This window comes from Bacillus sp. P4_E1, assembly GCF_056401715.1.
Map to the genome: position 1 here is coordinate 300800 of NZ_JBFUIV010000005.1, position 14054 is coordinate 314853.

Here is a 14054-nt window from a genome sequence, read left to right on the forward strand (position 1 = left end):
TTTGTCCTTTTCAATAATAATTATATTGTGTATTTTTCGATTTAACGCTATAATTATAGTGTTAAAGATGGAATCGTGATATGACCTGTTATGAATCTATCATTTTATTTATGAATAAATGGACTGGTATTTTAGCAAGATGTGCTAATAAACTACTCCACCATGATGATAACGTGCCAAAAATGTGGTGCGTATATTTTCGTGGTGGAGTTTTTTTTATTCTCAAAAAGGGGGAGTAACCATGAACGACAGCATGGTTCATATTACAATTGACGGCAAAGAATATAGTGCTGAGCCTGGTTCAACGGTACTAGGCATCATTAATGAGAACGGAATTGAACATCCACAAATTTGTTACGTGCCGGAAGTGGATCCGATTCAAACGTGTGATACTTGCATTGTAGAAGTGAATGGAAAGCTTGTGCGATCCTGTTCAACTGTAGTGACGAGCGGCATGAATATTGAGTTAGCCTCTATTAGTGCGAAGGCAGCACAACATGAGGCGATGGATCGCTTATTAGAAAATCATTTACTGTACTGTACGGTTTGTGACAACAATAACGGGAATTGTAAACTGCATAATACGGCAGAATTAATGGAAATTGAGCATCAAAAATATCCTTACGAGCCAAAAGTTGATGCAAGCGAAGTTGATATGTCTCATCCATTTTATCGCTATGACCCGAATCAATGTATCGCGTGTGGTCAATGTGTAGAAGTGTGTCAAAACTTACAAGTAAATGAAACGTTATCTATTGATTGGGAGGCAGAGCGTCCTCGTGTTATTTGGGATGAAGGAGTAGATATTAACGATTCTTCATGTGTAAGCTGCGGTCAATGTGTAACAATTTGTCCTTGTAATGCATTAATGGAGAAATCGATGCTTGGTGAAGCTGGATTTATGACTGGGCTGAAGCCGGATATTCTTGAGCCTATGGTCGATCTTATTAAAGAGGTTGAACCTGGATATAGCGGTATTTTCGCTGTGTCAGAAGTAGAAGCTGCAATGCGCGATACTCGTACGAAGAAGACGAAAACAGTATGTACGTTTTGTGGTGTAGGTTGTTCATTTGAAGTGTGGACGAAGGGCCGTGAAATTTTAAAAGTGCAACCATCTTCTGAAGCACCAGTTAATGCGATTTCTACTTGTGTAAAAGGAAAGTTTGGTTGGGATTTCGTGAATTCCGAAAAACGAATTACGAAACCTTTAATTCGTAAAAATGGAGTGTTCGTGGAATCAACTTGGGAAGAAGCGCTTAATGTAGTGGCAAATAAAATGGGCTCTATTAAAGAAGAGTACGGTAAAGGTTCTATCGGTTTTATTTCTTCTTCTAAAATTACGAATGAAGATAATTATGTTATTCAAAAATTAGCACGACAAATGTTTGAAACGAACAATATTGATAACTGCTCACGTTATTGTCAATCACCAGCGACGGATGGATTGTTCCGTACAATTGGTATGGGCGGAGATGCAGGGACGATTAAAGATATCGCGCAATCGGGTCTTGTTATTATCGTCGGTTGTAATCCAACAGAAGGTCATCCTGTGTTAGCGACTCGTGTGAAACGTGCGCATAAACTTCACGGTCAAAAACTAATTGTCGCAGATCTTCGTAAAACTGAAATGGCAGAGCGTTCAGATATCTTTATTAGTCCAAAGCAAGGAACAGATCAAGTATGGTTAATGGCTGTTACAAAATATATGATCGATCAAGGTTGGCATGATGAGCAGTTCATCGACGAGAATGTAAACTTCTTTGAAGATTTCAAAGATAGTCTTAAAGAATATACGCTTGAATATGCAGAAGAGATTACAGGTATTTCAAAAGAAACTCTCGTTCAAATGGCCGAGATGATTCGTGATGCAGATGGTACGTGTATTCTTTGGGGTATGGGTGTAACGCAAAATACGGGTGGTTCAGATACTTCCGCTGCGATTTCAAACTTACTTCTTGCAACAGGAAATTATCGCCGTCCAGGTGCTGGTGCATATCCACTTCGTGGTCATAACAACGTGCAAGGTGCTTGTGATATGGGAACTCTTCCAGGCTGGCTACCAGGATATCAGCACGTTACTAACGACGTAGAACGTGCGAAATTTGAAATAGCTTACGGAGTAAAAATTGATAATAAACCAGGTCTTAATAACATTGAAATGCTTCACGCAATTGATGAAGGGAAAATGAAAGCTATGTATCTTGTTGGAGAGGATATGGCTCTTGTAGACTCTAACGCAAATCACGTACATGAAGTGTTATCAAGTCTTGAATTTTTTGTCGTTCAAGATGTGTTCCTTTCTAAAACAGCTCAATACGCTGATGTCGTATTACCAGCAGCGCCATCTCTTGAGAAAGAAGGTACTTTTACAAATACTGAGCGTCGTGTACAAAGGTTATATCAAGTGCTTCCAACGCTAGAAGATGCGAAACCAGACTGGTGGATCGTGCAGGCAATTGCTAATAAGTTAGGCGCAAACTGGAATTATAATCATCCAAGTGAAATCTTTGCTGAAATGGCAAGCTTATCACCACTATTCGCACACGCAAACTATGAAGTGCTTGAAGGGTGGAACAGTTTCCACTGGGGAAGTTTTGATGGAACGAATACGCCGCTGCTATTTAAAGATGGATTTAACTTCCCGGACAAAAAAGCTCGTTTTGCGATAGCTGATTGGGTACGTCCTGCTGAATTTCCAGCAGAATACGATCTTCACATTAATAACGGTCGTATGCTTGAACATTTCCATGAAGGGAATATGACAAATAAATCAACTGGTATTCAATCGAAAGTACCAGGTGTTTTCGTTGAAGTTTCTCCAGAGTTAGCAAGGGAACGTGGAGTGAAAACTGGTTCGTTAGTACGCCTTGTTTCTCCATTCGGAGCACTTAAATTACGTGCACTTGTAACGGATCGTGTAAAAGCGAATGAACTGTATTTACCGATGAACTCGACAGATAATGAAACGGCGATTAATTTCTTAACAGGTCCTGCGGTCGATCAACGTACGAATACGCCTGCATATAAACAAACGAAAGTGCGTATGGAAGTGTTACAAGTAGAAGGTGAAAATCCGATGCCAAAAACGAACCCACGTAATAAAAAGCGTCATCCTCAAAACGGCATTGAGGTAAATCGTAAGTGGGCTCGTCCAGGATATGTACACTTAACGGATAAAGTGAAACTTTAATCAGGTGGGGGGGCTTTATCCCCTACTGATTATTAGCCTTCACCAATCGGGCTTTTATGGGTAGCCCAACCCCTACCTAACTTCTTGGCTTTCATTGAAGTTTGAGGTAGGGGTCTTACTGCCCGCAAATAGCGGGATAACTAGGGAGGAGAAAAGAATATGGCGGCACCTATTCAAGCAATCCAAAAGCAGGAGCTAACTGAGGAAGAACGAAAACAACAAAAACTCGAAGATTTAAAAGAACTTCTAGCTAATAATGAAGAAGCTTTAGATCAAATGTTTAATATAGTAGGTGAACTGAATGACATTGGGATGCTAGAAGCTGCAAATTCTATGCTGAAAGCGAAAGAACCAATCGCAAAAATTGTTCTAGGTCAAGTCACCCGTGAACCAGTTACAAATTTAATTAATAATATGATGGGCGCTGCAGGAGCTTTAACAGAACTTGATCCGGAACTTACTAAAAAACTTATAGGTAGTGCATTAGTAGGTATGGATGAAGGGAATCAGCATCTGCAAAGTAATAAGAAAGTAGGAATATTAGACCTTATGAAAGTACTGAAGGATCCAGATATTAATCGTGCTATCGGATTTGGTCTTCATTTCTTAAAAGGCATGGGTAAAGGGTTAAAAGAAGAATAGATAAGCAACAATAATAGTATTTCATATGTGGTTTGTTTACTTGAGATAAAAAAGATGATCCATTTCGTCTCATTATTAAATAGTTGGACGAAATGGTCATTTTGATAAAATGGTTATAATGGAATAATATTTGAAAAGTAAGTGTTGATTAGTTGGGGAGGAATGAGAGTATGTCAAAAATGGTACATGAATTTAATGATATGATTCGAAAGCTTCGAAAAGAGTTGTTCGGGAAAGGGCCGGAACGAATTCATACTGTATTTGCTGAAAACATGGCTATAGCTACACTTTATGGGAATTTGACACCTACAGAGAAATTCATTTCGGGAACTATGGATGGGGCGGAAATGGTTCATATGGCTCGAACGAAAATGATTCAAGAAGTGTATGCTGCCAATTCTCGTGAACATTTAGAAGAACTTGTTGGGGCGAAGTTAGTTCATCTATTTTCTGATATGAAAGTAGATGAAGACATTGCAGTTTCCGTGTTTGTTTTTGATAAAAATATAACGTGAGAGAAGGATGCTCATCGTGAAATCGATTCAGGTGGAACGGAAAATTTTCAAATATGAGCAAGGGGAATTTAAACATATAGAGGACAGCATTGTAACAGAGTTTCCTGTTACGGTTAAAATTAACGGCCAGGAATTTGTTACAATGGTTAGTACTCCAGAGTATATTGAAGATATGGTAATCGGCTTTTTAGCCTCTGAAGGCATTATCCGAAAGTATGAAGATATTGATGAAATATGGGTGCAAGAAAAAGAAGGCTATGTACATGTGAAAACGACGAAAATCAACCCTTATTATCGTGACATGCAAAACAAACGTTATATCACTTCGTGCTGTGGAATGAGTAGGCAAGGGTTTGTTTTCGCAAACGATGCGCTGACTGCGAAAAAAATGAATGATATTCGCGTGAAAATCTCTGCCGAGGATTGTTTTCGGTTAATGAATGATATGCAGCAATCTGCGTCTACGTTTCAACATACAGGCGGCGTTCATAACGCAGCTTTATGTGATGTGAGTGGAATTGTTTTAAGCCGCATGGATATAGGAAGACATAACGCTTTAGATAAAATTTACGGCTATTGTTTAAAAAACAACATTTCGATTGGTGATAAAATTATTGTTTTTAGCGGACGTATCTCTTCTGAAATTCTATTAAAAGTTGCGAAAATTGGCTGTGAAGTAATATTGTCAAAATCGGCTCCAACTGAGTTAGCATTAGAGCTAGCGGAGCAGTTAGGGGTTACTACAATAGGTTTCATTCGTAATAAATCTTTAAATGTATATACGCATCCAGAGCGGATTGTAAATATAAATAAGTAGAAGCGAGGCAATAAATATGAAATCTGTTACATTAGACAAATTGGATCGTCCTTTAAAGGACTTGCGTATTTCTGTTACTGATCGTTGTAATTTTCGCTGTCGATATTGTATGCCGGAGGAAATATTTGGTCGTGATTATTCTTTTTTGTCTAATGATAAAATTTTATCTTTTGATGAAATTGAAAGGTTTACACGTATTTTCGTTTCTTTAGGTGTAAGAAAGTTACGCATTACTGGGGGAGAGCCTTTACTTCGAAAAGGCCTACCTGAACTCATACAACGGTTAAACGAAATTGAAGGAGTAGAGGATATTGGTTTAACGACAAATGGATCATTACTTAAAAAATTTGCTCCGGATTTATATAAGGCGGGTTTATCTCGTGTGACAGTTAGTTTAGACTCGTTAAATGAAGAGCGATTCTCTTATTTAAATGGGAATAGAAGTAAAGTGAAAACGGTTCTTGCAGGAATACAGGCTGCAGCGGAAGCCGGAATGAAAATTAAAATGAACATGGTTGTTCAAAAAGGGAAAAATGAGCAAGACATCGTTCAGATGGCAGAGTACTTTAAAGAGAATAAGCATATCCTTCGGTTCATTGAATATATGGATGTCGGAAATTTTAACGGCTGGGAATTAGGCGAAGTAGTTTCTAAGCTAGAAATAGTAGAGATGATTCATAAAGTTATGCCGCTTGAACGTATTGAAGCGAACTATCCTGGTGAGGTTGCGACACGTTATCGCTATATCGGTAGTGATGAAGAAATAGGAATTATTTCATCTGTAACAGATTCGTTCTGTTCATCATGTACAAGAGCACGTATTTCCGCAGAAGGAAAACTGTATACATGTTTGTTTGCTTCTAAAGGAAACAATCTTAAAGAATTACTTCGCTTTGGATATACGGATGAGGAAATTACTAATATTATTCGTGACATTTGGAATAATCGTTCAGACCGTTATTCAGATGAACGGTTAAGCGGTACGAATAAAAAAACAATGCCGAAAATTGAAATGTCGCATATCGGTGGCTGAGAAACTACTATGAATATGGATTCTCTTTGTTAACGTAAATAGTGGGAAATGTGCAAGTTTTGCACACTTTCTATAAGTATAGTAAAAATGATGATTGATATTTCTGTAAGAGATATGCAGAGAGATTAAGCAGCATTCAAAAATCCTTACGATGTTAAGGTTTTTTGGTGCTGCTTTTTTTGATTAGAAAAATGGAGGAATTGGTTATGGCATTTCATAAACCGGAACAAATCGCGGCACTTGTGATTGAATCCGGTGTTCAAAAGGTAAGGCAACCACTATCCGCGATGCTTATTCTTGGCTTTTTAGGAGGAGCATTCATTTCGTTAGGATTTTTACTTAATATTCGTGTTCTAGGTAATGTACCGGAGCAATGGGGAAGTTTAGTCAATTTTATAGGAGGAGCGGTTTTTCCAATCGGACTTATGCTCGTTGTTTTGGCGGGAGGAGAATTAATTACAGGAAATATGATGTCGATGGCCATGGCACTGTATGCGCGGAAAATTTCATTGAAACATGTGTTACACAATTGGACCTGGATTACTTTAACTAATTTCGTCGGTGCGCTTTTCATAGCGTATTGTTTCGGTCATCTTGGCGGGCTTACAGAGGGGGCGTATTTAAATAAAACGATAGCGATAGCTCAAGATAAGTTACATGAATCTTTCGGGAGAACGTTAATTTTAGCAATTGGTTGTAACTGGCTCGTTTGCCTAGCAATTTGGTTAGCATATGGAACGAATGATTTAATTGGGAAGATTGTTGGAATATGGATTCCGATTATGGCATTTGTCGTCATTGGATTTCAGCAAGTAGTAGCAAATATGTTTGTCATTTCAGCCGTGATTTTTGCGGGTCACCTTACGTGGATGGATCTTGCGAAAAACTTTGTGCCTGTCTTTATCGGAAATGTAATTGGCGGAGCGGGATTTGTTGGATTCGCTTATTTTTCTTGTTACCAGAAACAAAGTGCTACCGAAAAAGATGTTTTGAAAAAATAACAGTATATGAAGTTGATTTTTAGATGAAAGGAAGGCTATTTCATGATAGAGCGGTATTCACGACAACAGTTGTTCACTCCTATTGGAAAAGAAGGTCAAGAGAAGATTAGAAATAAGCATGTGTTGATAGTCGGGGCAGGTGCATTAGGAAGTGCCAGTGCAGAGTCATTTGTACGTGCAGGTATCGGAAAATTAACGATTATTGATCGTGATTACGTAGAATGGAGTAATTTACAGCGGCAACAACTTTACGCTGAACGAGATGCGATAGAAAAGTTACCAAAAGCAATCGCAGCGCAGAATCGTCTCAAACAAATTAATTCAAGCGTGCAAATTCAAGCGCTAGTAATGGATGCAAGAGTAGATAATATGGAAGCTTTATTAGGTGGTGTCGATGTCATTATTGATGCAACAGATAATTTCGATATTCGGTTTGTGATCAATGATACATCACAAAAACACAATATCCCTTGGATTTACGGTTCTTGTGTCGGATCGTACGGCATGAGCTATACAATTATTCCGAAGAAAACACCTTGCTTACATTGCGTGTTGAAAAGTGTTCCTGTTACAGGAGCGACGTGTGACACAGTTGGAATTATTAGTCCAGCTGTTCAAATTGTCGCTGCCTATCAAGTGGCAGAAGCATTCAAAATTTTAGTAGAAGATTACGCAGCAATTAGAAAAACGTTTTTAATGTTTGATATATGGAGTAATCAACATCATTCTATCAAACTAGAAAAAATCAAAACGGAAGACTGTCCTTCGTGCGGAACAAATAGAACTTATCCTTATTTATCATACGAAAATCAAACGAAGACAGCTGTTTTATGCGGAAGAAATACAGTTCAAATTAGACCAGCACATAATAGTCATTACAACTTTGACGATTTAGAAAAAGTATTAAAAAAACACGGGGAAGTAGAGCGGAATCCGTATTTGCTATCTTGCCAACTAGAAGATTACCGCATGGTCATTTTTCAAGATGGTCGTGTATTTATTCATGGCACGAATGAAATTCAAAAAGCAAAACAACTATACTATCGGTTATTAGGCTAATAGAAAGGGATTGGTAATGATGGAAAGAAGAGTGCCGATTACAGTTGAAGAGGCTGTTCGTAAAGTAATGGGATTTGCTAATTGTGGTGTAAAAGAACTAGTACCACTTGAATTAGCGTACGGACGTACATTAGCAGCCGATTTAGTAGCTGATCACGATGTTCCTTCCTTCGATCGCTCACCATATGATGGATTTGCTATTAGGGCAGAAGATACTTTACGAGCAAGTCGTGAGAATCCGATCGTATTTGAAGTCATCGGTGAAATTGGAGCAGGTTCCGTATTTCCTAAAGAAGTAGGAGCGTTTCAAGCAGTTCGAATTATGACAGGGGCACAAATTCCGAAAGGATGTAACGCGGTCGTCATGCTAGAACTGACTCGTCATCGTCAATATGAGAATATCGGAAAAAGCTATATGGAAGTGAGGCGCTCATTTAAAGAAGGGGATAATATATCCTTTCAAGGTGAAGATGCACGTAAAGGAACCGTTCTCGCAAAAAGGGGTTGTTACATTAATCCAGGTATTTCTGCTCTTCTTGCTACATTCGGTTATAGCGAAGTGCCAGTAGCGAAAAAGCCTGTCATTGGACTGTTAGCGACTGGGAGTGAGCTTCTCGATGTTGATGAATCATTACAGCCCGGAAAAATTCGAAATAGTAATACGTATATGATATCGTCTCAAATTCGAAGAGCTGGTGGAAGAGTAAAATACTTTGGGAAGTTTAGCGACGATTTGAATACATGCTACGAAGCAGTGAAAAGAGCGTTAAGCGAAGTGGATATGTTAATTACAACTGGTGGTGTTTCAGTAGGAGATTACGATTATTTGCCAGCTATATACGAAAAGTTAGGTGCGTCGGTTCTTTTTAATAAAGTAGCCATGCGGCCGGGAAGTGTCACGACTGTAGCGCAATTAAACGGAAAATTATTATTCGGATTATCAGGTAATCCATCTGCTTGTTACGTAGGCTTTGAATTATTCGTAAGACCTAGCATTCGTGCGTATATGTTTAGCGAAACACCACATGTAAAACGAGAAAAAGCAATACTCGGAGAAGATTTTCTAAAACCTAATCCATTTACAAGATTTGTACGAGCAAAGCTTCAGTATAACGAAGGACAACTAGTCGCTTATCCATCAGGATTCGATAAATCTAGTTCCGTTTCTTCATTAGCAGAATCAAACATTTTTATTGTACTACTAGGCGGAACGAGAGGATATAAGAAAGGGATGTTTGTAGACATTCTCTTATTAGAAGATAACGAAGGTAGTGAATGGCCTTGGACATTCCGTAAAGTAGGGAGAGATTTTGATGGGACAAGCACAATTTGAAATTGTCGATATTCCGATTGTAGCTCAAGAAGTAACGAATAAAGTAGCAAGACGAGAAGCAGGAGCAATTACAACTTTTATTGGAACGGTAAGAGAATTAACGAAAGGAAAACGAACGTTACATCTTGAGTATGAAGCTTATAAACCGATGGCAGTAAAAAAGCTTACTGCAATCGGAGAAGAAATTAAGAAAAAATGGCCGGATGCCAAAATAGCAATCACGCACCGAGTAGGGCGACTAGAAATAATGGATGTCGCCGTTGTCATTGCAGTATCGTCACCGCATCGTAAAGTAGCATATGAAGCGAATGAATACGCAATTGAACGTATAAAGAGAATCGTCCCAATTTGGAAAAAAGAATTTTGGGAAGATGGAACGGAGTGGATTGGAGATCAACTTGAAAATACTCCCTATCTAGAAGGAAAACCAAAGAAAGAAGAATGAGAGAATGATTACAATTTTATTGTTCGCAAATTTACGAGAAGAAGTCGGCCCAGAGAGATTAGTAATAATAGAAAAACGAGAGATGAATGTTCATCAATTAAAAAAATGGCTAAAAGATCACTATCAATTACAGACGCTAGATAAAGTTATGGTGGCGATTAATGAAGAATTTGTAACGGACGAAGATATTGTAAAAGCTGGAGATACTGTCGCGTTTATCCCGCCTGTAAGTGGAGGTTAATTCTTTCTATTTAAGTATCAAATCTTTCATAACGTTAAGGAGGATCATTATGAGTGAATTTTCACACTGGAATGAAGAGGGAAGAGCTAAAATGGTTGATATTTCTCAAAAGGACATTTCAACACGCACAGCTGTTGCGCAAAGTACAATTTCTTTATCAAATGAACTATTTGAAGCAATTCAAAGTGGTGGATTGAAAAAAGGAGACCCGCTTCAAGTAGCACAAGTTGCTGGCATAATTGGTGCTAAAAAAACAGCGGATATAATCCCGATGTGTCACCCGATATTAATCCAAGGAACAGACTTTACGTTTCATTATGAAAAGACAACTGCTGGCTATGAGTTGATCATACGAGCGACAGTAAAATGCAGTGGGAAAACAGGTGTAGAAATGGAAGCATTAACGGCCGTATCAATCGCTGCCCTTACTTTTTACGATATGTGTAAAGCTGTTGATAAAACGATGGTCATGAAAGAAACATATTTAGTTCAAAAAACGGGTGGGAAAAGCGGAGACTTTTTTCATCCCGCATTAACGGGCAGTAAGACTCCCACCTCAAAATTTGGCTGAAGCAAAGAAGTTAGGTGGGAGATCAACTGCCCGTAAAAGCCCGATTGGTGAAGGCTAATAATCAGTGGGGGATGGACAAAAACCCCCACTGATTAAAGTTTCACTTTATAACGTGAAATAATTACAATGGAAGGAATGTGTATGATGATTACTCACGAACAGATTATGAATGCTTTAAGCCATGTAGAAGATCCAGAATTACACAAAAGTATTGTGGAATTAAACATGGTCAGAAATATAAAGATAGATGGTACAGAAGTTGGGCTAGAAGTCGTTTTAACGATACAAGGTTGTCCGTTGAAAGCAAAAATTCAACAAGATATTGAAGAATCTCTTCGAAATATTGGGGCATCAAAAGTTTCTTTAACATTCGGCTCAATGACACCGGAAGAACGAGCTGTATTAACGGCGTCTTTAAAGAAAGAAGCTAGAACAGAAACAGGAATGCCTAGTATGCTTCGACCTGATTCGGGTGTACGTTTTATTACTGTAACGAGCGGAAAAGGAGGAGTTGGTAAATCAACTGTGACGATTAACCTTGCTACTGCTTTAGCTCGTATGGGCAAAAAGGTTGGGATTTTAGATGCAGATATATATGGATTTAGTATCCCAGCGATGATGGAAACGAAAGAAAAGCCAACGATGATCGATCAAACGGCAATTCCAGTCGTTAGTCACGGTGTTAAAATTATGTCGATGGGATTCTTCACAGAAGGAAATAACCCGGTTATGTGGCGCGGACCGATGTTAAACAAATGGATTCAAAACTTCCTTGCGAACACACACTGGGGAGAACTAGACTATCTTCTTCTTGATTTACCACCTGGAACAGGAGACGTTGCGATAGATGTTGCTGCCATGATTCCGCAGGCGAAGGAAATTATCGTTACAACGCCTCATAACGTAGCATCATTTGTCGCTTCTAGAGTGGGAGTAATGGCAAAACATACGAAACACGATATTTTAGGTATCGTTGAAAATATGGCATATTACGAAGAACAAGATGGCTCAAGAAACTATCTCTTCGGAAAAGGCGGCGGTGAACTGTTAGCAGAACAACTGCAAACGGAAATAATCGCCCAAATACCTTTTGCAAAACGTGAAGAGAATAAAGGTTCGTGTGTATATGATGAAGACTCACTCGTTGGAGAGATATTTACTTCTTTAGCGGAGGATTTAATTTATAACGGATAGATTGATATAAAAGTGGGATACATAGCACGTATGTATCCCACTTTTTATTTTTAATGGAGTTATTTCAATAGTTTTAAAGGTTATATTTAAGATTGTAGTAACTTAGAAACCATTTGCGGAATTTGATTTGCTTGTGAAACCATACTAAGCGCAACTTCAGTTAACAATTTAAACTTTAAAAAATCACTCATCTCTTGCACCATATCCGCATCTTCAATTCGAGAAGCAGCATCTGTTAGTGCGATGCTTTGGCTATTTAAATTTTCGATATTAAACTGTAAACGATTCAGCATCGCGCCAAGATCGGCACGATGAAGTGATACATTTTGCAAAGCCTTTCCAATTTTACGAATCGCCGCTTTTGCTTCTTGTTCTGTTGAAATCTTGATGTCATGTTGTGTAGGGGAAGGGGGAATATGTTTTGTGATATCTACCGTATGACCGATATCATCTAACGTAATAGGACGGTTTTGTCCATCAAATACAGATAAATCATTAAACTCAGTTGTCTCACCAATATAGCCAATTTGTTCAGTTAAAGATTGAAACTCTTTATTAAGTGTATCACGGTTTTTATTTGAATTTGTACCGTTCGCAGATTGAACAGCTAAATCACGCATACGCTGCAAAATATTCGTAACAGTTTGAAGCGCAGCTTCCGCTGTGCGAAGCATCGATATCGCATCTTCATTATTACGAATCGCAACACGCATACCACTCGTTCTCGCATGCATACGAGTCACAATCGCAACGTTAGCTGGATTATCAAAAGCAGCATTCAACTTCTTACCAGTCGCAACATTCATACGTTTCTCATTCTTATACAACGACTGCCTAGCATTCATACTCAAAACATTCGTACCAATACGCATAATAGACACTCCTTATAGATGGATTTAGACGGTGAATTGAAGCTAGTAAACGGCTATGGAAAGATATACGCTTATTTCTTATTTATGTTTTAACAGGGGATGGGGTAGAAATAGGCATTAACCGATTCTAGGCATCGCTGATGCTCTCTTTCACCTAAAAAAGAAGGGTTTTACAAATAATCCGTTTATATAGAAAAAATAAACCTCTCCGCAAGCAGAGAGGTTTATTCATGAAACTAACTCAAATGGCTTATTGTAATAATTTAGAAACCATTTGAGGAGTTTGGTTAGCTTGAGAAAGCATGCTGATACCAGCTTCGTTCAAGATTTTGAACTTAGTCATTTCAGACATTTCTTTCGCCATGTCAGCGTCTTCGATTTGAGAAGCAGCAGCAGCCATATTAGTAGCTTGGCTAGTTACGTTGTTTAAGTTATGATCTAAACGGTTTAATTGAGAACCGAAAGTTGCTCTTGCGTCAGCAACAGCTTGGATAGCTGTGTCAAGAGCTATTATTTCATCTTTTGCAGTAGTTACATCTGTTAAAGTCCCCAACTTATCACTTGTAAGTGCCTTTGTATCGATAGCTGTGATATCAAGTGTATCATTTGCAGCATCAGAAAGTTGAATTTTAATATCTTTACCGCCACTGGCTGTGTCTAGGAATGCATTGCCGTTAAAGTTTGTTTTTCCAGCGATATGACCAATTTCACCTTTTAATTGCTCATACTCTTTGTTTAAAGAAGCTGTATCTTTTGTGTTATTTGTACCACTAGCAGCTTGCGTAGCAAGATCACGCATACGAAGTAAGATGTTAGAAATTGAGCCTAATGCTGAGTCACCAGTACGTAAAGCAGACATAGCGTCTTGTGTGTTACGCGCCCCAACATTTAAGCCGCCTTCTTTTGCACGCATACGAGTAGCGATAGCTAAGCCAGCTGCATCGTCAGCTGCACTGTTGATTGATTTACCGCTAGATAAACGGTTCATCGCAGTGTTCATTTTGTCTTGGTTTTGTCGCATGTACTCTTGCGTACGCATGCTGTTAATGTTTGTATTAATTCTCATGTAAAGAACCCCCATTTTTTTATCTTGGACTTTTAGTTATCTATAAATCTCTTTGATTACAAAGAGATTTATAGG

The 14054-nt window shown here is 38.5% G+C and carries 14 protein-coding genes and 1 pseudogene; 13 read left to right on the forward strand and 2 right to left on the reverse strand.

The genetic code is table 11. From position 1 onward, the window contains the following. The first annotated feature begins 80 nt into the window (after positions 1–80). The 13 genes and pseudogenes from AC1DS7_RS10005 to AC1DS7_RS10065 all read left to right on the forward strand — a co-directional run bounded on the left by AC1DS7_RS10005 (position 81) and on the right by AC1DS7_RS10065 (position 12041). A pseudogene (locus AC1DS7_RS10005) lies at positions 81–273 on the forward strand (hypothetical protein). Further along, positions 242–3190 (forward strand): formate dehydrogenase subunit alpha, encoded by a 2949-nt coding sequence (fdhF, locus tag AC1DS7_RS10010; protein ID WP_476998943.1) that lies wholly within the window; start codon positions 242–244, stop codon positions 3188–3190. The pseudogene AC1DS7_RS10005 and the gene fdhF overlap by 32 nt, the downstream one beginning before the upstream one ends. Before the next feature lie 159 nt (positions 3191–3349). Continuing rightward, positions 3350–3832: a helical membrane plugin domain-containing protein gene (locus AC1DS7_RS10015; protein ID WP_476998944.1), complete on the forward strand. Its 483-nt coding sequence runs from the start codon at positions 3350–3352 to the stop codon at positions 3830–3832. Positions 3833–4002: 170 nt separating this feature from the next. Next, the gene (locus tag AC1DS7_RS10020; protein WP_016094390.1) at positions 4003–4347 is read left to right on the forward strand and encodes a Na-translocating system protein MpsC family protein; all 345 of its coding nucleotides are present in this window, start codon (positions 4003–4005) and stop codon (positions 4345–4347) included. Positions 4348–4363: 16 nt separating this feature from the next. Next, positions 4364–5164: a formate dehydrogenase accessory sulfurtransferase FdhD gene (gene fdhD, locus AC1DS7_RS10025; protein WP_476998945.1), complete on the forward strand. Its 801-nt coding sequence runs from the start codon at positions 4364–4366 to the stop codon at positions 5162–5164. 16 nt (positions 5165–5180) lie between these two features. Further along, positions 5181–6197, forward strand: coding sequence for a GTP 3',8-cyclase MoaA (moaA, locus tag AC1DS7_RS10030; protein WP_476998946.1), 1017 nt, complete (start codon positions 5181–5183; stop codon positions 6195–6197). A gap of 206 nt (positions 6198–6403) precedes the next feature. After that, positions 6404–7198 (forward strand): formate channel, encoded by a 795-nt coding sequence (locus tag AC1DS7_RS10035; protein WP_476998947.1) that lies wholly within the window; start codon positions 6404–6406, stop codon positions 7196–7198. 42 nt (positions 7199–7240) lie between these two features. Further along, positions 7241–8257, forward strand: a complete 1017-nt coding sequence (locus AC1DS7_RS10040; RefSeq protein ID WP_476998948.1) for a molybdopterin-synthase adenylyltransferase MoeB — start codon at positions 7241–7243, stop codon at positions 8255–8257. Positions 8258–8276: 19 nt separating this feature from the next. Further along, positions 8277–9590, forward strand: coding sequence for a molybdopterin molybdotransferase MoeA (locus AC1DS7_RS10045; protein WP_476998955.1), 1314 nt, complete (start codon positions 8277–8279; stop codon positions 9588–9590). Beyond that, positions 9571–10035 (forward strand): molybdenum cofactor biosynthesis protein MoaE, encoded by a 465-nt coding sequence (locus AC1DS7_RS10050; RefSeq protein WP_476998949.1) that lies wholly within the window; start codon positions 9571–9573, stop codon positions 10033–10035. Before AC1DS7_RS10045 ends, AC1DS7_RS10050 begins: the two co-directional genes overlap by 20 nt. Before the next feature lie 4 nt (positions 10036–10039). Next, positions 10040–10276, forward strand: coding sequence for a molybdopterin converting factor subunit 1 (gene moaD, locus AC1DS7_RS10055; RefSeq protein ID WP_476998950.1), 237 nt, complete (start codon positions 10040–10042; stop codon positions 10274–10276). Between the two features lie 49 nt (positions 10277–10325). Beyond that, positions 10326–10847 carry a cyclic pyranopterin monophosphate synthase MoaC gene (gene moaC / locus AC1DS7_RS10060; protein WP_476998951.1) on the forward strand — a complete coding sequence of 174 codons (522 nt, stop codon included), beginning with the start codon at positions 10326–10328 and terminating at the stop codon, positions 10845–10847. Between the two features lie 141 nt (positions 10848–10988). Further along, positions 10989–12041, forward strand: coding sequence for a P-loop NTPase (locus tag AC1DS7_RS10065; RefSeq protein ID WP_016119956.1), 1053 nt, complete (start codon positions 10989–10991; stop codon positions 12039–12041). Positions 12042–12127: 86 nt separating this feature from the next. Here AC1DS7_RS10065 and AC1DS7_RS10070 read toward each other — a convergent pair whose 3' ends face one another. Both AC1DS7_RS10070 and AC1DS7_RS10075 read right to left on the reverse strand, forming a co-directional pair. Next, a complete protein-coding gene (locus tag AC1DS7_RS10070) occupies positions 12128–12913 on the reverse strand; it encodes a flagellin N-terminal helical domain-containing protein (protein ID WP_016119957.1) in 786 nt (261 codons plus the stop codon). Positions 12914–13163: 250 nt separating this feature from the next. After that, positions 13164–13979 carry a flagellin N-terminal helical domain-containing protein gene (locus AC1DS7_RS10075; RefSeq protein ID WP_476998952.1) on the reverse strand — a complete coding sequence of 272 codons (816 nt, stop codon included), beginning with the start codon at positions 13977–13979 and terminating at the stop codon, positions 13164–13166. Positions 13980–14054 lie beyond the last annotated feature (75 nt).

Coding starts and splice junctions, on each gene's coding strand:
- moaD (WP_476998950.1), top strand. CDS start 10,040: ATGATTACAATTTTATTGTTCGCAAATTTACGAGAAGAAGTCGGCCCA.
- AC1DS7_RS10035 (WP_476998947.1), top strand. CDS start 6,404: ATGGCATTTCATAAACCGGAACAAATCGCGGCACTTGTGATTGAATCC.
- AC1DS7_RS10050 (WP_476998949.1), top strand. CDS start 9,571: ATGGGACAAGCACAATTTGAAATTGTCGATATTCCGATTGTAGCTCAA.
- AC1DS7_RS10065 (WP_016119956.1), top strand. CDS start 10,989: ATGATGATTACTCACGAACAGATTATGAATGCTTTAAGCCATGTAGAA.
- AC1DS7_RS10020 (WP_016094390.1), top strand. CDS start 4,003: ATGTCAAAAATGGTACATGAATTTAATGATATGATTCGAAAGCTTCGA.
- AC1DS7_RS10045 (WP_476998955.1), top strand. CDS start 8,277: ATGGAAAGAAGAGTGCCGATTACAGTTGAAGAGGCTGTTCGTAAAGTA.
- fdhF (WP_476998943.1), top strand. CDS start 242: ATGAACGACAGCATGGTTCATATTACAATTGACGGCAAAGAATATAGT.
- AC1DS7_RS10070 (WP_016119957.1), bottom strand. CDS start 12,913: ATGCGTATTGGTACGAATGTTTTGAGTATGAATGCTAGGCAGTCGTTG.
- AC1DS7_RS10040 (WP_476998948.1), top strand. CDS start 7,241: ATGATAGAGCGGTATTCACGACAACAGTTGTTCACTCCTATTGGAAAA.
- moaA (WP_476998946.1), top strand. CDS start 5,181: ATGAAATCTGTTACATTAGACAAATTGGATCGTCCTTTAAAGGACTTG.
- moaC (WP_476998951.1), top strand. CDS start 10,326: ATGAGTGAATTTTCACACTGGAATGAAGAGGGAAGAGCTAAAATGGTT.
- AC1DS7_RS10075 (WP_476998952.1), bottom strand. CDS start 13,979: ATGAGAATTAATACAAACATTAACAGCATGCGTACGCAAGAGTACATG.
- AC1DS7_RS10015 (WP_476998944.1), top strand. CDS start 3,350: ATGGCGGCACCTATTCAAGCAATCCAAAAGCAGGAGCTAACTGAGGAA.